This window comes from Agrobacterium sp. 22-223-1, assembly GCF_053522385.1.
Genome location: NZ_JBNWCN010000003.1, coordinates 371,918 through 389,810, shown reverse-complemented (window position 1 = coordinate 389,810; position 17,893 = coordinate 371,918). Strand labels below are relative to the sequence as shown.

Below are 17,893 nucleotides of genomic sequence, written 5' to 3'. Positions count from 1 at the left end.
GCAACTCGCACGGCCCCTAATTTGCAACTGTCGATTTTGAAATTTGCGTTTTGTGGTGGGGATTTAGCGCCGATGATCGCAGTGCTTTTGCGCAGCGGATCGTAGTTCTGGCTGCCGCAGGATACTGTAGCGTGGTTGCGGGGGCAGGATTTCATCTTAACTTGCGGTCGTCGCCGTTGCCCGGCGCGATGATGTAGCTTCTGGCTACCGCGGGCCGTGTCGGACTTTTTCGTAGCGCCGCGTAAGACTTGGACCCGATCTCGTTGTGCTCGACTTCGCTCGTATAATCTATCGGGCATGCATCATGCACGGCGAATCATGAGTAAAGCGTTCGTCCAGACATACCCGCGCACAGGTCTCATCAGCGCGCTACAGGCGCTCGATATTGTTAACTCGGACACGCTAGGAGGACAGCCGAACAAATTGGAGACTTGATGGCGATGCGGACGTTAGCTCTGAACCACCCCGATGTCGTACGAGTACGCGCCGAGGAACGGGAGGTACTGAAACGGAATTGGTGCGGCCGTGGACGGCAGATGTATATCGCCGCAAAGGGAATCGGTGAACTGCAAAGGATGCTTTGGCAGGAAAAGGCGGAGATCAAGCCAATTGGACGCTTCCCATTAGAGCGGGCATTCTCGCTGAGCCTTCACGGAGAGTTGGTGCCGCGCCAATGTTGGATATCCGTCGACGATAAATCCTATCGAACGATATATCATAGATATTTGAAGCAGTATCATGGTTTCCCGCGAGACGCTCGACTACCCACGGCAATTGCAGTTGATCATGTTCTGAATCGACAAAACGCCATACGCTCAAAGTTTCAAAATTACGTTCTGCTGACGATGGTTGACTGTGAAATCAACAGTTCTTTCGGCCGAATCTATGAACGGCACATTGAGATTAACGGTCGCGCCAAATCCCCGGTAAAAGAATTCGGCGGAGTAATCATCGACGACAGTGATTGGGAACCTGGTCCTGGCGGAGACGTAATCTCAATCAATTGGCCCCTGATGATCAAAGTGTTCGCGGAGCAAGCACCACCCGCCGAGATAAGCGATCGCTACATTCTCAGAGTTCTTAGAGGCTTCCATCAACAGGGAATGCTAAGCAAATCAGAGCTTAATGGCCAGTACGCGGCGATGGCGATCATCTTCCGGGCCGGAGTGCCAGGCTGGCCCCTTTACGACGCAGCAGGCCGCGTGCCGACCGAGACGCAGCAGATCGGAGGACGCATTCTCACCGCTGAATTATCAGTCAGGACATGGCTGGAGGCATATGCCGTGGAGCTTGGTGAATACACATTATAGCCGCCCTGGAAAGCCTGCCGCCAGTGCGCACGACAGGCCTAGTGGCACGATACTCGAACCTTCTTCACCATCGCCATTTCTAAGCGACGTCATACGCGAGCTTTCCAAGCTGTTTGAGCTTGGCGGAGTTTCGGCGGCTATAGCATACTATGGAGGGCGATCCGCTGAACGTGGCACACCGCGCCGGGTGATCAACCCGAACGTGCCGGGCGCTGGTTACCCCTACGGCATCCTTAGGGCTTCGGCTTGCTCGGGAGTTAGATCCGATCATCGGGCGGCGCGGATAGCCAAGGACCATCGTCTCGGACAATTGCAGGGAGATGACCCCAGCATGGTCGTTCCCAAGTGGCGCCAGCGCACGCACGTCGGGTGACAACAGGGTCGAATAGTGAATTTCGGCACGCCATGGGTTGCTGTGTGTTCTTTTTTTGTTCTAAACGATGTCGCTCAACCCTTTTCTCAATAACTTATCGTCGCTCGTTCACCTATTGCCATGGAACACCACTTCACACGCCAAGAGCTATATGACCGCGTTTGGTCCAAGCCTATGTCGCACCTGGTTGTCGAACTCGGGACGACTACGGGCAATCTCAGCGCTTTGCTGCGACGCGCCCATATTCCAAGGCCATCGTCCGGACCTTGGATGCGAAAGGAGTTCGGGAAGCCTGTCGAGCAACCGCCTTTGCCGCCACCACCAGCTGGATGTGTCGAGCCGCTGGTGCTGGATACCGAGAAGCCGAGCGTTAAGCGCAAACTGAAAAATGTCGAAACGCACCCAGATGCGGTTTCCGTGTCCGTGGATACACAACAGGTTCTCGCGCCACCTATTGAAGATCTGGTGCAAGTCGCGCTAAACCGAACTGTCGGTTCGAGGACTGGTCCGCCTGCTGCCCGCAACCTGCCACAAGCCGCCGGCGCTTCGCGGTCTGGTCGACAGCGACGAGGAACTGGAGGTTTTGACCGAGATCGAGGGGTTGACCAACGCCCGGTTGCTCGCCGAGCGCGGCAGCAATCCGCATCTCGATCCGCGAGAGCTTGCCTGGCGGCGGCGCAACCGTGATCTCAGGATCTACGGCGACACGCACGTCAATGCGGCCTTCACCTATACGCGGACAGGCGGCAACCGCTTCAACTCCGAAGATCGCGGTGCCTGGTATTGCGCCTGGGACGTGATGGTATCGGTCGCGCAGGTCGCATGGCACAGAACCCGCGAACTCCGTTTCACCGGCTCGTTCCATGACAGCGCCCGTTATGTTGAACTGATCTCCGACTTCATCGGAGAATTCGACGACCTGACCGATGAACCCGAACACGTCGCACTCAACCCGGACCCGGAGGTTGGCTATCTCGAGGGACAGGAACTGGCCGCCCGGCTGCGAAGAGATGGAAGCCGCGGCCTCACTTATCCCTCCGTCCGTGCGCCCGGCGGAAACTGTCTGGTTTGTTTCGATCCGGGGGCTGTCCAGAACGTCCGGCCCGGCGCGTCCTGGGATCTGATCTGGCAGGGCACGCCGGACTATTCGATCGTCGCCATCTCGTAGCAGCGACGAAGCACAGCAAAGGTTTCAAAGCTGATTGCGGGCGATCTTTGGGTGGCCCTGTATCCGTACACGCTTATTCCCTGCTTTTGACGGGGACAGTCTTTGCAACCGAAGCAGTGGCTATCTGACAGCTCCCCGGAGATAGAGATCCTCACCGCGTTTTTCTTGCGAGAAAACGAAATCATCTTTCCGCAAGAACCTGTCGAACCATTGCAACAGTTCATCCGCGGTTGCCGAATTGCGATAGGCATTCAGCTGAACGGCCAGTGGCGCATCGAACAAGATGTCAAAACTCGTACTGAACTGCGTTTCGCCCGAAACATCCACTTTGAATTTCCCGCCCCCGACATGGTGCGTGGTTATGTCAGCGCGTTTGAAGAATTCGTCGCTGTATGTCGCGACAAGTCCGGGAGCTTCCCACCAGTCCTCGTTGGTCAGGGCGTTGCGTGTTCCCTCGCCCCTGAATTCGACGTGGAGCCCGTCGAGAGAACGGTAGTCGCGGTTCTGAAAGCGCTTCAGCGGGATAGACAGCCACTGTGTGTCGAGGAAGGGGGTCAACCACTGGGCGAAATCATCCTCCGGGTCATTATGAGGATCGAAGAAAAACTTCGGGGAAGTCAGATTTAGATTCAGACCAATGGAATCGCCCAGAGTCTGGCCGGGGAAGGAACCGGATACCGCCCTGAGCACGATACCTTCTTCCGCTATTGGCAGATCAAGCGAAAAACCCTGATAAACAATTCTAAAATGTCCCATATTTTCTCCGGTTTTTCGAGCGTGCACAAGCACCGATGATGAAAGGCTGCGGGATATCAGTCGTCTTTGCAAGGCGGAGATCTCTCGGATGTAGCGGCGATCCGGCATCGTCACGGCTACTCGTCTATTGGCTTCGGCAAATGAAGTGGCTCGAATTAATATCACAGACAGGCAGCACCAAGATCATTGCAATGGCCGCTTCAAGGGCCAAAAAGGCGCGACGATTTCCACCTTCGGCCCTGAGTGGATTTCAGCCCAGCATTGACAGGCAACAGACCTTATGTGCACAATTAATGCTCGGTAGATACAGCCTGCTGCTTGCGCCCTTAGGGGGTATGGTGAATGTATCGAGCCACTCATGGCTCTCTTTGCCCGGACGAACGGGTCAGCAACGCAAGCCCCTGACGCTCTCCGTTCGTTTATGCAAAGGATCATGCTATGCGCGATTTCCGCGATGCCAAAGCAATGGCCAAAACTCTACGTGAAGCGCTTCATGCCAAGTCGTTCAGCCTCACCAACAGCGAGAGCCAGGAACTTGTCGCTCGAATTCTCGGCTATCGAGACTGGAACGTGTTGGCCGCAAGGATCCAGGCGATCCAACTTCCGGCGCCGTCGATTCAGTCTAACGCGCCTGATAATTTCGGGGAGCGAGTTCCCGTGGTCCCTATGAGGGACATGGTTTTGTTTCCGCATATGATCTCGCGGATCTTCGTGGCACGTGACAAAACGAGGCAAGCGGTGGAACACGCTATTATAGGCGATCGGCGCGTGGTCGTTGTTGCCCAGAGGCGCGGCACCGACGATCGGCCCGGCACCATCGACGACATCTATCAGACGGGCGTCATAGCAAGCGTGGTAGATCGCCAGACACAGGTTGATGGTGCTCTCAAAGTCACCGTTTGCGGGCTTCAACGAACAGGCATTGTCCGCCTTTCGGATGGAGAATTCCTGGCGGCTGAGGTCAAGCCGATCAAAGAGCAGGGGAACCATTCGCAGAAGGCTAGCGCTCTTTCGCGTGCGGTTCTCGATTCATACCAGACTTATGCTGAGGTCGATTTTTCCGCGCTTCCCCCGGGATCCAAAGCGCGCTTCAGCCTGCCCTCAATCGGCGATCCAAGCCTTTTAGCCGACACAGTCGCTCCTCTGCTGTCGGCAAGTATGGAAGAGAAGCAACAGCTCCTTGAAACCCATGACGTTGTGGCTCGTCTTGAAAGACTCATCAATTTGATGAGCGCAGGCCGCGCCAATGCTGTTCCATAAAATGTAACGTTTGCGGCTGTCGCAGGATATTGGAGGCCTGCGATAGCCGTGTTGTCTGGGTATGGCGCTTTGCGGGCGGGATAACCAAACCGACTACTTAGGGAGCCCGCGCGAGGTTTCAACGACATCGGCACACAAGAAACGTGACGTCGCGACGGCTACATTCAGTTGCGTGCGACAACGGCCTGTACAGCCGCAATGCAGGCGCACACCAGCCAAGGTCGGCGGTGGCGTTCGGCCGAGCTGGGCAAGCGCGAGTGCGCCTCAGTTTTCGACCTCGCGAGATGCGGCCGCTACCGGCGACGACGAATTCATCAGGATGACATGCGTTAAGGAGCCCTCAATCTGCCAGCATGTAATCGGCCACGCTGTAGCAATGGCTCGCCTGATAGGCGTTCCGCCCGCGGTTCATGTGCGTCAGGTTGAACGTCCGAATGGCGCGTACCATGCGGCGGCTCTCGAGGAGTTTGCGGATCGAGACAGAGCCGCACACATTGATGCCGAAAATGTCCGCACCACGCGGGAAGAAATAACTAACATCCTCCGGCATTGCGACGCTTTGCTCCAGAAAGGATTTATCCACCCGGCTCGGCGTTACTGAACGATCTATAGTGAAATCCGAAAGATGCACGATGAATCTGGCGCGGATATCGTCGCCTTGAGCATAGAGGGTGAAAAGCTCCATCCAGCTCGCATTGACCCGTACGAGCGGCTTGTCCGAACTCGACGGCAGACAGGAAACCGACCAGTAGTAGCGCTCCGTCTTGCGCAGCAAGGGAATGCAGTTTGGACCGTATAGCCCGAGAATCGCCAGCACTTCCCAAGCTTGCGGGCGACTAAGTAGCCTCTCAAATCGAGCGACATATTTGAAACGCTGTTCCAGGGACTCTGAGCGGTCGCCCGCGTCCGGCAAGTCGATCCTGCCCGCTATCCAATCGCGCTGCTGCTCAAGATCCAGGAATTGTCGCATACCGGTGGTCATGGGGTGAGAAGTCTTGCCCATGTCAGACATATTGCGAACGTCGTATACTCGTCATCGGCCGACTCCTGTGTTGCCGCTTGAACGGTTGCGATTCTAAACCATCGCGCCCAATGCGCCTCGGAATGATACGTCGCGGACGGAGGATTTGGAATGGCTGCGCGACCGCGAGGGAGAGGCCTCCCCGTTCGCTTCCCAAACAGCACCAGGGCCCAGCGATAAGGCACGCTTCGCAGAGGCAGAAAATAAATAAAGGCCGGGAGGCCGCAGTTACAACCACCTTCAAGAGCCTGAAGCTACATATCGTCCTTTAGAAATGTGGCGGGTGGTCATGACAGAGGGCCTACAGCACACGACTTTTCCGTGGTCCTGCTGAAGCTGTCACTCGACATCAAGAGCGATCAGGCTGCCGCGACGAACAAGAGGCCAAGACCGAGACATCTGCACATGGAGCTGACGGCACTGCGCATCTATAGCGCCTTGGCGAAGCGTTCGAGTTTGCCCAGCGTTTGCTGACCGAGCTCCACGGCGCCGAAACCCTTCGCTTGCTGGAACTCGGCTTCCGTGCTGAACATCATGCCCAGCGCAACTTTCGTCGCGCCATCCTGATCTTCGAAGGAAGCCCAGGCATCGGCATGTTTCGGCCCGTTTTCGCCCCACAGCAGCGTATAGGCGATCCTCTCTTCGGGCCGGACCTCAACGTACCGATGATGGTTCGGGAAGACCGTGCCGTCAGGGCCGATCATGTCAAAGACCCATTCACCGCCGGTCCGCAGGTCAATCCTCTTCGTGCGGCAGGAAAAGCCTTCAGGGCCCCACCATTGCGGCAGCGTCTTTTCGTTTATCCAGGCTTTCCAGACAATGTTTCGCGGCACCTTTATCGTTCGCTCCAGCACCATGGTTCGCCCGGCCACGCTGGCCAGATTGTCGAGACCGGCGCTGAAACCTTGCTGATAGCCATCCCGCATATCCTCGGCCAGTGAGGAAAGCTGCACCGTTACGATCAGGCGGCTACGCTCTTCCACGGCCTGAAAATCGGCAGTGACCAGCGCTGCCGACTGGGTTATGCCGCCGGATGAGACCACCTCGTAATTCACGCTGCGGCGGGTTGGCTGTAGCTCCAGCCAGCCGCATTCACAGCGAATATCCGGCTGGCCGGCGACCTTGCAGAGCGACACTTCGCGACCGCCCAGCCTGCTGTCCGCCTCCAGGAACTCCACGGTGACCGAGGGCGAGGGAGAGGCCCACACCGCCCGGGCGGCGGGTGAGAGCCAGACCTGCCAGAGAGCCGATAGCGGAACGGCAATTTCCCGTTCGAAGCTGAGCGTTGCAAAACAGTCTTGCGGTTGATGCGGTTCAGCGCGTGCGCTTTTTTGATCCGGTTTCGTTGTCATTCGGATTCCTCCTTCATGGCCTGCATTGCAAATGCCTCCAGCCGGTCAAGCCGGCTCTCCCATACGGCCCGCTGCTCATCGAGCCATGTGCTGACCGGCTCCAGCGCTTCCGGCACAATTGCGCAGGTGCGCACCCGCCCATCCTTGGACGTGACGATCAGCCCCGCCTCTTCCAGCACGGAAAGATGCCGCATGACCGTGGGCAGACGCAGCCCCGTGGGAGCGGACAGTTCCATGACCGGCGCCGGCCCGCCGCCGAGGCGCGCCAGAATCGCCCGCCGCGTGGGATCAGCCAGAGCCTGGAAGATCAGTGAAAGGTCCCGATGATGCTTAGTCATATTGCTAACTATCATGTTTCATCGCGATGAGGCAAGGAGAAACTTAGCAGATCGACTAAGTTTTCTCGACGGGCATGATCCCCTTGATAAAATGCGGATGCATCGACCAGCCGTTTCGTTTGGGCAACCGAGCCTTTCCCCTCCCCGCGGATGGCGTTCGGCAACGGCTGGCAGATGCAACTGCCGGGCCAGAAACGAGCCATCCAAAGTTGCAGAAAAAGATTGACTCTCGCAGTCACCTGAGTGAGCTTCGCCAAGAAAATGACGGGGAAAACATCAAATCATCATGTCACCAGAACGCTTTAATCAATGCCTGCGGGTGATCCGCTGGACGCCGATCAATATTGCGTCCGCCCTGCAATGCAAACTTTCATGGATTGAGGCGCTGGAAGCGGGCAACGAGGAGGTTCCCGCTGGCCTGGCGACATGGCTTGAGACGCTGGCGCAAGCCCATGAAGCGCTTCCGCCTCCAGCCACCTACAGAGGAAAACGGTCGACATTCTGATGCGACCGGCAGCTTTCAGCCTTCACCAACGATTGGATTATTCGAAATGAAATATGTCATAGCAGCTCTTGGCATGATCACCTTTTCAAGCCCCGTCCTCGCCGCATCCTGCGAAAAGAATTTCACGGTCTCAGGCGTACCGATGGTGACGGCCGTCTCTTACAAGTCCTGGCAGGAACTGCCGAAGGCGAAAGCGCCTGCCGTACTTCAAAAGCTGGCTCAGGCCGTGGCGGCGGAGGGTTTTTCCGGCATCCAGATCAACAAGGCGCTGTCTTCCATCGATGCGCACCAGGAGACCAGCGGCAGCGGCAGAATTCAGACGCTGCGGGTCGTGGCCCGGCAGAAAGGCGCCGCTGTGCGGATCGATGCTGTCTTCAACATTCAGGCAGGACAGATCGCGGACAAGAACGTCATCCGCGCGGGCATCTGCAATATCATCAATGGCGCGTGACGCGCGGTGAATGGACTGCCCGTTCGCAGACTTGATGCCGGTGTAAGCTGACATCGGGGGTGGGCGGCTGAACGGGTGCGGCGCATTTGTTGCCAGCGGATGCGACGGCTTGCCCGGCAGGGGCGGTGGGCCATATGCCGGTTCATGCCGTTGATGGTGATGCTTATGGTATGGCGGGCAAACCCGGAATCTGCGATGTGTGCAGCCAGGGATAGTGTCCGCGGCCGGAAGCAGGCGGCCAATCGACGGGGAAAACATGCCGATCTATGAACTGGCTGCCGTGGGTGCCGCGACCTGCTGGGCGATGACCGGGCTTCTTTCGTCCGGCCCGGCGGGGCGGCTTGGAGCGCTGGCCTTCAACAGGACGCGGCAGCTTTTTGTCGCCGCTCTGCTGGGGATCCATGTGTTCGCTTCGGGCAGCTGGCGGGAGCTTCAGCCGGAGGCGCTGTCTTCGCTTCTCCTTTCCGGCTTCATCGGTATTTTCGTTGGCGACACGCTTCTCTTCACCTGCCTCAACCGGCTGGGGCCGCGTCGCTCTGGAATCCTCTTTGCGCTGAATGCCCCGATCGCCGCGCTGCTGGGATGGGCGGTGCTTGGCGAGCAGCTTCCCGCCAGCGCCATGGCCGGCATAGGCCTCACGCTGAGCGGAGTGCTGCTGGCAATCCTCTTCGGCAAGCGCAAGGCGCAGCTGCACGAATGGGAAAGCGTGAAGGGGCCGCTTTGGCTCGGCGTGCTTTTCGGCCTTCTTGCCGCGCTCAGCCAGGCGGTCGGCTCGCTGATTGCAAGGCCCGTGATGGCGACCGGGGTCGATCCTCTTGCCGCCTCCATGCTGCGCGTCGGAGTGGCCGCTCTTTGTCTGACGGCGCTGACGATGCTGCCCATCGAGGCTGTCAAGCCGAGAGGCAGGCTGACCGGAAGCCTGTTCCTGCAGACGGCGCTCACGGGCATCATCGCCCTGGCTTTCGGCATGACGCTGCTTCTCTTTGCCCTTTCCGGCGGCAAGGTCGGCATTGTCTCGACACTCTCGGCAACGACGCCTGTCATCATCCTGCCGCTGCTGTGGCTGAAGACACGGGAGCTGCCGGCGCCCGGCGCATGGGCCGGCGCTGCACTTGTCGTGGCCGGCATGGCGCTGATGTTCTGGCGGTAGCTTCAGCCGGAAGGCGAAGGGCCGCGGCAACACCGCCTCCGCCTCGCGTTTTTTCACGCCTCGATTAAGCTGGTAACGACCACTTGCTAAGCAACTTTTGCGTGCTTAAAAGGCGGTCAATATCAGTTCGTTAAAGAGGATCAACTTCGTGGAACAGGAAAACATCCAGACCGGCAAGGGTCGGCGCAGGGCGCTTTGGGCGGCGGTTGCGATTATTGCCGTCGCCGCTGCGGGCGTCATCGGCGGCAAGACCTTCTACGAAGCGAAGGTGAAGGAGCTGGTTGCCCGCAGCGGTGCGACCGCCACGTCCATCGAGGTCGATTTTCTCGGGAAAATTCATGTTCGCGATCTGACGCTGGCGCTTGAAGACGGCAGGAATATCAAGATCGCGGCTATCGACGGACGTCCGAAACTTCCGTTTCTGGACGGCGCGATTGACATGAACACCATCGACATCGATGTGCCCACCGGAAAGATTTCGATGGCACAGGCGCGCATCGAGAACGCCGCCTTCGAAAAACCGGGACAGGCGGAAGGAAACGGCGGCTCCCTCGCCCGCCGCATCGAGCGCTTCGCGGCGACAAGCATCTCCACGCCGGAGGTGACGTTTACCCAGTCCGTCGCGACCACCGAGCAGAAGACCGTTTACAAGAACCTCGCTCTCTCCGAGATCGCGGGCGGCCGCATTGCCCGATACTCTATCGACAATGGCAGTTACGACATCAAGATGCAGCTTCCCGACAGCGACGGCGCGATGAAGGACAAGCATATGGTCGTGTCGACCGGCGCGATCGCCGGCCAGGACATCGACGTCGCTTATCTCGCCCGGCTCTATACGGAAAAGGCGGGCCCGGAAGACAAGGAAGCGAAGCCGCTCTACGGGCCGCTCTCCGTCAAGGCGGTTTCCTTCTCTGAAGGAGACGGTCATTTCAGCTGCGATGAAATCCGCAGCGATGGCTTTACCGCCCGCATGCCGTCCGAACCGCTGCTGGATACCCTGAAAGCGCTGACGACGACCCCAGACCCTGACGCGCTTTCACCGCAGGAACGCCAGGCGCTTTTCGCAAAGGCCGTCTCCATTCTCGACATGATCGGCAAGAGCAACATGCAGCTCATCGGCTTCAAGGTCGATGCGCCGGATGAAAAGGAAGGGGCGGCCGGCAAAAGGGTCAAGGCCGCCATCGACCGCATCGACATGCAGATGGACAGCCGCAAGCTCGACTTCGGCGTGATTGGCATGTCGATCGGAGATGGCGACGGCAAGATCGAAGTCGCGGAAGCAAGCCTCAAGGGCTTTGACTGGAGCTCGACGATCAAGGGAATTTCCGAGATCATCGCGCTCGACGAGACGCAGATGGAGACCTTTCAGTTCAATCGCCTGATACCGGAACTTGGCCGGGTGCGCGTCGGCGGCATCAACGTCGATATGGCCGCGCCGGAAAAGCCGGAGGAGGAGGCGGAAGAAGAAGCGGCCGGAACGCCGGCACGTATCAAATTCTCACTCAAGAATTTCGAGATGGGGCTGACCAAGCCCTTCAACGGCATTCCGACCGATATCGAGATCAGGCAGGACGAGCTGACGCTTCCGATCCCGGCGGACTCGACAGAGGAGGTTTTCGTTGAAGCCCGCAAACTGGGTCTCGAAACGCTGGCCTTCTCTTATGGCCTTGCCGCCGGCTGGGACGAACCGAACAGCAATCTGGTGATCCGCGACATCTCTCTCAGCAGCAAGGATTTCGGCAGCGTCAATTTTGCCGGTCTGGTAAGCGGCTTTACCGAAGAGTTCTTCTCTTTTGACGTCAATCGCGCGCAGGCGGCGCTCTTCGGGCTCGCCGGCCGCGAAGTGAAGCTCACGATCAAGGACGAAGGTTTGATGGCGAAGGCGATCAAGCTTTATGCCCTGCAGAACGACATGACGGAAGATCAGGTACGCGCCACCCTCACACTGGTGGCGAGCATGATGCTGCCGCAGGTGGCGGCTGAACAGCCCAAGCTGCAGAACGCCGTGGAAGCGCTCGTCCACTTCATCAGCAAACCCGGGACCCTGACGGTAACGGTCAAATCCACGGGCGCAAACGGCCTGGGCATTTTTGATCTGGTTGCCGCCTCCGACAATCCGATGGGGCTTATCGACAAGGTCGATATTCAGGCGACGGCCGAATAAATCCGGCCACTCCTCCGGCAGAGGTCTCAAGCCCGGTTTTTCGAGCTTGAGACCGCCGGAACTGGTATTCTCATGAGATTATGACCTGAATGTCCGAGACGTCCGCCTCTCCTGCGGGCAGAACATGAGGAGCATCAACATGAAAACCGAGCAACTCACTTTCGGCCCCGGCGGGCAGGTTCCCAACAATCAGACCTTTGCCGTCATTATTTATCGAAACGTTGGCCCGGACTCGGACTCCCCGGATTTCGAGGCTATGTTTTCCCGCAACAAATGGAGCGGCATCTGGCGCAATGGCGTGTTCGACTACCATCATTACCACAGCGGCGCGCATGAGGTTCTGGGCGTGGGGCGTGGCGAGGCGACGTTGCAGATCGGCGGGCCCGAGGGGCAAATTCTGGAGGTCACACAGGGTGATTGCCTGATCCTGCCCGCCGGAACCGGCCATATGAAGCTGAGTGCTTCTGCGGATTTTCAAGTGGTGGGTGCTTATCCGCCGGGGCAAAAGGCCGATATTCAGACTTCCGCGCCCAGCGATGAAATGCTCGAGCGGATTAGATCCCTGCCAAAACCTGCGACAGACCCTGTGCACGGAGCCTTCGGCGGCCTGACCGAGATATGGCGCTAAGGGGCGATCCATTCGGTCGCGACACAGGCCGTAGCTAATGCAGCCACTCGCAACTGTAAGCGAGGACCGGTTCGGCAAAGCCTTTCAGCCTATAACGATCGCCATGCACGAGGACATCGGCGCCGCCATATTCCTGGAAGGTCTTGTCCGAAATCAGGATCTGGTCGCTCCCGGCGGCTGCACAAAGCCTTGCCGCCAATTGCACGGTCGTGCCGAAGAAATCATTGCTGTCTTCGATAGGCTCCCCGCAATCCAGGCCGATACGGATGTGGATGGGCTCGCCCCTGTCGCTGTTGTAACGATGGAACTCGCGCTGGATATCGATGGCGCAATCCACCGCAAACGGCGTGGAGGAGAACACGGCCATTATACCATCGCCGGTATGCTTGACCTCCCGTCCCGAGTGCCGCCCCAGACAACCGCGCACGAGGGCATCGTGTGCCCGGATGAGTTCCGCCGCCATGCGATCGCCGAGGCGGGCCGTCATTTCGGTTGAACCGACAATGTCCGTGAAAAGGATCGCACGGTGGCCGGCGTCCATCTTTTTCGAGGCCGCCACAGGCGCCACCGGATCCTGTATTCGCCCGAGAAACGCTTCCACCGCCGACAGGGCGACTTCCACCACTTCGCTGGCGACGAAGCCGTGCGCTTCGCGATGCACGCACTGCGCGGTTTCCGCGTCCGGGGCATCCATAAGGCAAAACGCCGTGCCGCGCCTTTCATCGAACCAGTAGGTCAAAAACCTGACGCCGTACCGATCCTGAATGTTGAGATCTTTAAGATGTGCCGCGGCGATATCCGCCGCTGAAACGCCGGCAAGCTCGTGCCGGTCCATGAAGATAGGCATTGTTTCCTCCCCAAGAGTATATCGTTGCCCCCTCTGCCCCCCATTTTATGACTTCACCGAATTGTCGTCCATCGTTCTTACGGGTGACGCCGGACAAGACCCAAACACCGGAAAGGGCGATATTCGTTCGCGTTAGAATTTCGGGGCTGTGTGGACCTGCGAGCAATCACGACGGCTGGAGTGATTGACGGCCTTTCACCTGCGTTTGACCATGCGCCGTAGCAGGAAGCCGGGTCGGGTCTTACGGGGAATAAGGTGGATATCGCTGACCAGCTTTGCACCGCCTTCCCGGCGTTCCAAGGTGATCTTTCGGCTATGGAAGGCCTCCAGCTCGGCACGATGTGCCACGCTGATGATGGTGGCGTCGGGCAATTCATCGATCACCGTCTGCATCATCATGTCCTGGCTTCTTTCGTCGAGAGCCGCAGTCGCCTCGTCCATGACGATGATATCCGGGTCGTTCAGCAGCAGGCGGGCAAAGGTCAGCCGCTGTTTTTCACCGCCCGACAGCGTCTGGTCCCACGGCGCCTCCTCCTCCACCTTGTCTTTGAGATGGCCGAGACCAACCTTGTCGAGGGCCTCCCCTATCTCTTCGAAAGTCCAGCTCTCGGCCGCCTGCGGATAGCAGACCGCCCGGCGAAGGGTGCCGGAGGGAACATATGGCCGCTGCGGCAACATGAAAAGCCGGCTGCCGCCGCGAAAACTGACGCTGCCCCCGCCCCATGGCCAAAGGCCCGCGATTGCCCGAACGAGCGTGCTTTTGCCGGATCCGGATTCGCCTGCGACGAGCACCCTTTCTCCCCGCCCGATTTCCACATCGGTCTCCTTGACGACCGCCGTGCCGTCGCCGAGCGACACCGAAACATCCTTGAGGCTGAGCATCGTCTCGCCTTCCGTTTCACCGCGCACGATCCGGCCTAGCTTGTCGCTCTGTTCGGCTCGCTCGAGCCCGTCAAGCGACATCATCAGGGAGGCAACGCGGCGTGCGCAGGCATTCCAGTCCGCCAGCCGAGGATAATTGTCGACCAGCCAGCCGAAGGCGGATTGGACGATGGTGAAAGCGGATGCCGCCTGCATGACCTGGCCGAGAGACATGCTTCCATCGAGAAATTTGGGCGCGCAGAGAAGAAGCGGAACAACGGGCGCAATCAACATCGATCCATGCGACACGACGGTTGTGCGCATATATTGCTGCGCCATCTGCTTCCACTGCTGCCGGACATTGCGGAACCTCCTGTCGAGGTCGCTCCGTTCCTCCTCTTCGCCGCCAAGCAGGGCGATGCTCTCCCCGTTTTCCCGAACACGGGTGAGCGTGTAACGGAATTCCGCCTCGAGCTGGTTCTTGACCTCGGAGACCCGGACGAAGTTCCGGCCGATCAACGCGATGGAACTCGATGTGATGAGCGCATAGATCACCGCCGCAATCACGAGAAAGCCGGGTATCGTGACCGATACCCCACCGATCGGCAGCGTCAGCGCGCCGCCAATCGTCCACAGAACGACGATAAAGGTGGACGCCGATACGAAGGCGGCAATGACGCCCGCCACGAAATCCACGGGCGCTTCGGTGGCGATCCGCATATCTTCCGACAGCCTCGCCTCCGGATTCTGATGGTCGCCGTCGATCAGGTTGAGCTGATAGTAGCGGCCATTTGCGATCCATCGTGAGACCAGCACCTTGGTCAGCCACGACCGCCAGCGCCGCTGAATGCGCATTCTGACGTAAACCTGCGAGGTCACAATAAAAACGCTTCCGAGAACCAGCGGCGGGAATATTGAGGCGAGAAAGTAGACCGTCGACGCATCCCGTTTTTCAATCGCATCGAAAATCCCGCGATTCCAGACGTTGATGCCATATTGGAAACCGACATTGACGCCGATCATAACGAGAAGCCCGATGGAGAACGGCCAGGCAAGCCCATCCCCACGGCGGCTCCAGAAACCCCGCGCACTGATCAGGAAGCGCTTCAGAAGATATCGCTTGCGAGCCTCTTCGGCCTGCTGCGGCGTCAAACCCGAAGCGGGCTCTAACTCCTCCGGCGGAAGGGGATCATCGGGTGCGTCGTTGGCATGAACATTCTCTGCACCCTTTTGGCCGGTGCCATCGATCGGGTTCGGTTTTGCGTCAGCATCGGTCATGGATGCATAAACGGATGACGGTTTGAAAAGTTGCCGGCCCGAAACAGTTTCCGGTTGGCGGAACCGGCCCGGTCGATGCAAAGGCATCCTCGTCACGCGAATGGCGCGACGAACGTTGTGCGATGCACAAATTTTGGAGGAATAGGCATGAAATTCGGATTTCTAGATACATATCATCCGGGAAAAACCGTCTAAAACTCTCTCAACTCAAGGAGAGACGTCATGACGGACACGACATCACAGTTTGATGGGGTAGCGATTCCCCTGGAGACCACAGAAGAACCCGCATGGACGGCCGCGACCTGGTTCGCTGTTCTTTCCATGGCGGCCACCAGCTTTGCGCTGGTATCGGCCGAATTCCTGCCGGCGGGCCTGTTGACGCCCATGGCGCGCGATCTTGGCATCACCGAAGGGACAGCCGGGCAGGTCGTCACCGCCACCGCCTCCGTAGGCGCGGTGACGGCCCTGTTGAGCAATGTTCTGATCGGCAGACTGAACCGCAAGACCGTGCTTGTCGGTCTTAGCGCGCTGGCTATCGCCTCCAACGTTCTGGCATCGGTTGCCGCCGATTTCTGGCTATTGCTGTTGGGCCGGGCCGGGCTGGGTATTGCGCTCAGCGGTTTCTGGGCGCTGTCGGTTGCCGTTGTGGCGCGGCTTGTCGGCGCAAACTCGACCGGGCGCGGCATGGCTATCGTCACCCTCGGCGTTTCGCTTGCCACCATCGCGGCTCCTTCGATGGGCGCCCTGATCAGCGACTGGCTGGGATGGCGCATCGCCATGTCGATGACGGCGGGACTTGCCGTCATTGCCATGCTGTTGCAGGTACTCAGCCTGCCGTCGCTGCCGGCAAATACAAGCAACAGTCTTTCCGACGTTCTGCGGCTGACGCGGCGGCGTAGCATTCAACTGGGAATGCTTGCAATCCTGCTGCTCATGACGGGCCATTTCGCCGGCTCGGTCTATGTCCGGCCGTTCCTCGAACAGGTAACGCAGCTTGGCACCAAGCCGATTGCACTCGCCCTGCTCGGGTTTGGCGTCGCCTCCGTGATCGGCAATGTCGCGGGCGGCCGAATGGCCGACACCAGTATCCGCCTCGCACTCGTCGTCACCGCCGCGCTGATGGCATTTGCGACAATCGCCCTCGTTGTCTGGGGTGTTCATACCGGCGCCGCATTTGCTCTCGTCGCCCTTTGGGGCCTTGCCTTCGGCATGGCGCCCGTGGTGCTGCCGACCAATCTTTCGCGCGGCGCACCCGATGCTCTTGAGGCGGCAGGCAGCCTGATGGTCGTTTCCTTTCAGGTGGCTATCAGCATCGGTGCGGTTTTCGGCGGCTACATCGTCGACTCCTACGGTGCGACCGCTCCCTTGGCCCTGACCGCAATCCTGGCTGCATCCACGGTCGCTCTCGCCCTGCTGCAGCGTCCTGATTGATCCCTGCCTTTTCCGGGGCCGCAGGCGAGGCAACTCCCTGCGGCACTCGGATGCGCGGCGACTAGCCGAAACCGCCATCCGAACACGGGTCAAAAATCAGGGATTGTCCTGCCTTGCGTCACTCCACCTTTGCGCTACGCTTGGGAACAGGGATTTCTCAATGGAGGGACTGAGGCATGTGCAACAACTGTGTGATCGAGAACGTAAAACGGAACATGCTGTCACGACGCCTGCTGTTCAAGGGCGCCGTGGCCGGTTTAACGGCCATGACGGCTGGTAGCTTGGCGGCCCCGGTGCTGGCGCAGTCACCCCGGCAGGTCGTTGATCTCACCCATACCTATGATTCCACATTTCCCACATTCGATGGCAAACCGGGCATAGAATATGAGTGGGCAGCGGAGATCGCCAAGGACGGCTATCAGCTCCACAAGCTCACCATCTACGAACATACCGGCACCCATATCGATGCGCCTTTCCACTTCAGCGCGGATGGCGCGAGCGTCGACCAACTGGAGCCGCAGAAACTTGTCGCGCCGCTTGTCATCGTCGACATCACCGACCGCGCCAAAGACGATGCCAATTCCACCATTGAAGCCGAGGACATCGAACGCTGGATATCTGCGAATGGCGACATCCCGGCAGGTGCAATCGTGGCTCTGCGCTCCGGCTGGGCAACCAAAGTGAAGAGCCCCTCATTCCGCAATGACGACGCCGGAAAATTCGCCTTCCCCGGTTTCGGCAAATCGGCGACCGACCTTCTGCTCAAGCTCGACACCGTCGCGATTGGCGTCGACACGCTTTCGCTGGATCCGGGTAACTCCGCAGATTTCGCGGTTCACAATTCCTGGCTGCCGGCAGGGCGCTACGGCATCGAAGGGCTGAACAACCTCGAGGCTCTGCCGGTCAAGGGAGCGACCATAATCGTCGGCGCGCCGGCACACCGCGGCGGAACGGGTGGCCCGGCCCGGATTCTGGCCCTGGTCTGATACCGGCGCACAGC

At 59.0% G+C, this 17,893-nt stretch carries 16 protein-coding genes; 10 read left to right on the top strand and 6 right to left on the bottom strand.

From position 1 onward, the window contains the following. The first annotated feature begins 536 nt into the window (after positions 1-536). Together ACQZ60_RS17140 and ACQZ60_RS17135 are read left to right on the top strand one after the other, a co-directional pair. Positions 537-1,310 carry a hypothetical protein gene (locus ACQZ60_RS17140; RefSeq protein ID WP_448735716.1) on the top strand — a complete coding sequence of 258 codons (774 nt, stop codon included), beginning with the start codon at positions 537-539 and terminating at the stop codon, positions 1,308-1,310. Positions 1,311-2,266: 956 nt separating this feature from the next. Further along, the gene (locus ACQZ60_RS17135) at positions 2,267-2,851 is read left to right on the top strand and encodes an RES family NAD+ phosphorylase (RefSeq protein ID WP_448735715.1); all 585 of its coding nucleotides are present in this window, start codon (positions 2,267-2,269) and stop codon (positions 2,849-2,851) included. Positions 2,852-2,971: 120 nt separating this feature from the next. Here ACQZ60_RS17135 and ACQZ60_RS17130 read toward each other — a convergent pair whose 3' ends face one another. After that, positions 2,972-3,715, bottom strand: a complete 744-nt coding sequence (locus tag ACQZ60_RS17130) for a hypothetical protein (protein WP_448735769.1) — start codon at positions 3,713-3,715, stop codon at positions 2,972-2,974. Positions 3,716-4,045: 330 nt separating this feature from the next. Here ACQZ60_RS17130 and ACQZ60_RS17125 point away from each other — a divergent pair, with 330 nt between their 5' ends. After that, positions 4,046-4,867: an LON peptidase substrate-binding domain-containing protein gene (locus ACQZ60_RS17125; protein WP_448735714.1), complete on the top strand. Its 822-nt coding sequence runs from the start codon at positions 4,046-4,048 to the stop codon at positions 4,865-4,867. Between the two features lie 340 nt (positions 4,868-5,207). On the opposite strand, the gene ACQZ60_RS17120 is transcribed toward ACQZ60_RS17125, so the two are convergent. From ACQZ60_RS17120 to ACQZ60_RS17110, 3 genes are all read right to left on the bottom strand, one after another. After that, positions 5,208-5,870 carry a hypothetical protein gene (locus ACQZ60_RS17120; RefSeq protein WP_448735768.1) on the bottom strand — a complete coding sequence of 221 codons (663 nt, stop codon included), beginning with the start codon at positions 5,868-5,870 and terminating at the stop codon, positions 5,208-5,210. 446 nt (positions 5,871-6,316) lie between these two features. Next, positions 6,317-7,240, bottom strand: coding sequence for an SRPBCC family protein (locus ACQZ60_RS17115; RefSeq protein WP_448735713.1), 924 nt, complete (start codon positions 7,238-7,240; stop codon positions 6,317-6,319). Beyond that, positions 7,237-7,578 carry an ArsR/SmtB family transcription factor gene (locus tag ACQZ60_RS17110; protein ID WP_374997124.1) on the bottom strand — a complete coding sequence of 114 codons (342 nt, stop codon included), beginning with the start codon at positions 7,576-7,578 and terminating at the stop codon, positions 7,237-7,239. The genes ACQZ60_RS17115 and ACQZ60_RS17110 overlap by 4 nt, the downstream gene beginning before the upstream one ends. 286 nt (positions 7,579-7,864) lie before the next feature. Between ACQZ60_RS17110 and ACQZ60_RS17105 the strand changes: the two genes are divergently transcribed. The 5 genes from ACQZ60_RS17105 to ACQZ60_RS17085 all read left to right on the top strand — a co-directional run bounded on the left by ACQZ60_RS17105 (position 7,865) and on the right by ACQZ60_RS17085 (position 12,476). Next, entirely contained in the window at positions 7,865-8,083 is a 219-nt protein-coding gene (locus ACQZ60_RS17105; protein WP_448735712.1) for a hypothetical protein, read from the top strand. Positions 8,084-8,129: 46 nt separating this feature from the next. After that, positions 8,130-8,534, top strand: a complete 405-nt coding sequence (locus ACQZ60_RS17100; protein WP_448735711.1) for a hypothetical protein — start codon at positions 8,130-8,132, stop codon at positions 8,532-8,534. Between the two features lie 256 nt (positions 8,535-8,790). Beyond that, positions 8,791-9,684: a DMT family transporter gene (locus ACQZ60_RS17095; RefSeq protein WP_448735710.1), complete on the top strand. Its 894-nt coding sequence runs from the start codon at positions 8,791-8,793 to the stop codon at positions 9,682-9,684. 148 nt (positions 9,685-9,832) lie between these two features. Next, entirely contained in the window at positions 9,833-11,848 is a 2,016-nt protein-coding gene (locus tag ACQZ60_RS17090; RefSeq protein WP_448735709.1) for a hypothetical protein, read from the top strand. Between the two features lie 139 nt (positions 11,849-11,987). Beyond that, positions 11,988-12,476 carry a cupin gene (locus ACQZ60_RS17085; protein WP_448735708.1) on the top strand — a complete coding sequence of 163 codons (489 nt, stop codon included), beginning with the start codon at positions 11,988-11,990 and terminating at the stop codon, positions 12,474-12,476. 34 nt (positions 12,477-12,510) lie between these two features. Here the strand turns inward: ACQZ60_RS17085 and ACQZ60_RS17080 are convergent, their stop codons facing one another. Further along, positions 12,511-13,323: a nickel-binding protein gene (locus ACQZ60_RS17080; protein ID WP_448735707.1), complete on the bottom strand. Its 813-nt coding sequence runs from the start codon at positions 13,321-13,323 to the stop codon at positions 12,511-12,513. 195 nt (positions 13,324-13,518) lie between these two features. After that, positions 13,519-15,462, bottom strand: a complete 1,944-nt coding sequence (locus ACQZ60_RS17075; protein ID WP_448735706.1) for an ABC transporter ATP-binding protein/permease — start codon at positions 15,460-15,462, stop codon at positions 13,519-13,521. Between the two features lie 222 nt (positions 15,463-15,684). On the opposite strand from ACQZ60_RS17075, the gene ACQZ60_RS17070 reads away from it, so the two are divergent. Together ACQZ60_RS17070 and ACQZ60_RS17065 are read left to right on the top strand one after the other, a co-directional pair. Further along, a complete protein-coding gene (locus ACQZ60_RS17070; protein WP_448735705.1) occupies positions 15,685-16,893 on the top strand; it encodes an MFS transporter in 1,209 nt (402 codons plus the stop codon). Positions 16,894-17,069: 176 nt separating this feature from the next. Further along, positions 17,070-17,879: a cyclase family protein gene (locus tag ACQZ60_RS17065; protein ID WP_121490309.1), complete on the top strand. Its 810-nt coding sequence runs from the start codon at positions 17,070-17,072 to the stop codon at positions 17,877-17,879. The last annotated feature ends 14 nt before the right edge of the window (positions 17,880-17,893 follow it).

What these genes read in the sequence shown, in the direction of transcription:
- ACQZ60_RS17140 (WP_448735716.1), top strand. Translation starts at nt 537, where the DNA reads ATGTATATCGCCGCAAAGGGAATCGGTGAACTGCAAAGGATGCTTTGG.
- ACQZ60_RS17130 (WP_448735769.1), bottom strand. Translation starts at nt 3,715, where the DNA reads ATGCCGGATCGCCGCTACATCCGAGAGATCTCCGCCTTGCAAAGACGA.
- ACQZ60_RS17125 (WP_448735714.1), top strand. Translation starts at nt 4,046, where the DNA reads ATGCGCGATTTCCGCGATGCCAAAGCAATGGCCAAAACTCTACGTGAA.
- ACQZ60_RS17120 (WP_448735768.1), bottom strand. Translation starts at nt 5,870, where the DNA reads ATGGGCAAGACTTCTCACCCCATGACCACCGGTATGCGACAATTCCTG.
- ACQZ60_RS17115 (WP_448735713.1), bottom strand. Translation starts at nt 7,240, where the DNA reads ATGACAACGAAACCGGATCAAAAAAGCGCACGCGCTGAACCGCATCAA.
- ACQZ60_RS17110 (WP_374997124.1), bottom strand. Translation starts at nt 7,578, where the DNA reads ATGACTAAGCATCATCGGGACCTTTCACTGATCTTCCAGGCTCTGGCT.
- ACQZ60_RS17105 (WP_448735712.1), top strand. Translation starts at nt 7,865, where the DNA reads ATGTCACCAGAACGCTTTAATCAATGCCTGCGGGTGATCCGCTGGACG.
- ACQZ60_RS17100 (WP_448735711.1), top strand. Translation starts at nt 8,130, where the DNA reads ATGAAATATGTCATAGCAGCTCTTGGCATGATCACCTTTTCAAGCCCC.
- ACQZ60_RS17095 (WP_448735710.1), top strand. Translation starts at nt 8,791, where the DNA reads ATGCCGATCTATGAACTGGCTGCCGTGGGTGCCGCGACCTGCTGGGCG.
- ACQZ60_RS17085 (WP_448735708.1), top strand. Translation starts at nt 11,988, where the DNA reads ATGAAAACCGAGCAACTCACTTTCGGCCCCGGCGGGCAGGTTCCCAAC.
- ACQZ60_RS17080 (WP_448735707.1), bottom strand. Translation starts at nt 13,323, where the DNA reads ATGCCTATCTTCATGGACCGGCACGAGCTTGCCGGCGTTTCAGCGGCG.
- ACQZ60_RS17075 (WP_448735706.1), bottom strand. Translation starts at nt 15,462, where the DNA reads ATGACCGATGCTGACGCAAAACCGAACCCGATCGATGGCACCGGCCAA.
- ACQZ60_RS17070 (WP_448735705.1), top strand. Translation starts at nt 15,685, where the DNA reads ATGACGGACACGACATCACAGTTTGATGGGGTAGCGATTCCCCTGGAG.
- ACQZ60_RS17065 (WP_121490309.1), top strand. Translation starts at nt 17,070, where the DNA reads ATGTGCAACAACTGTGTGATCGAGAACGTAAAACGGAACATGCTGTCA.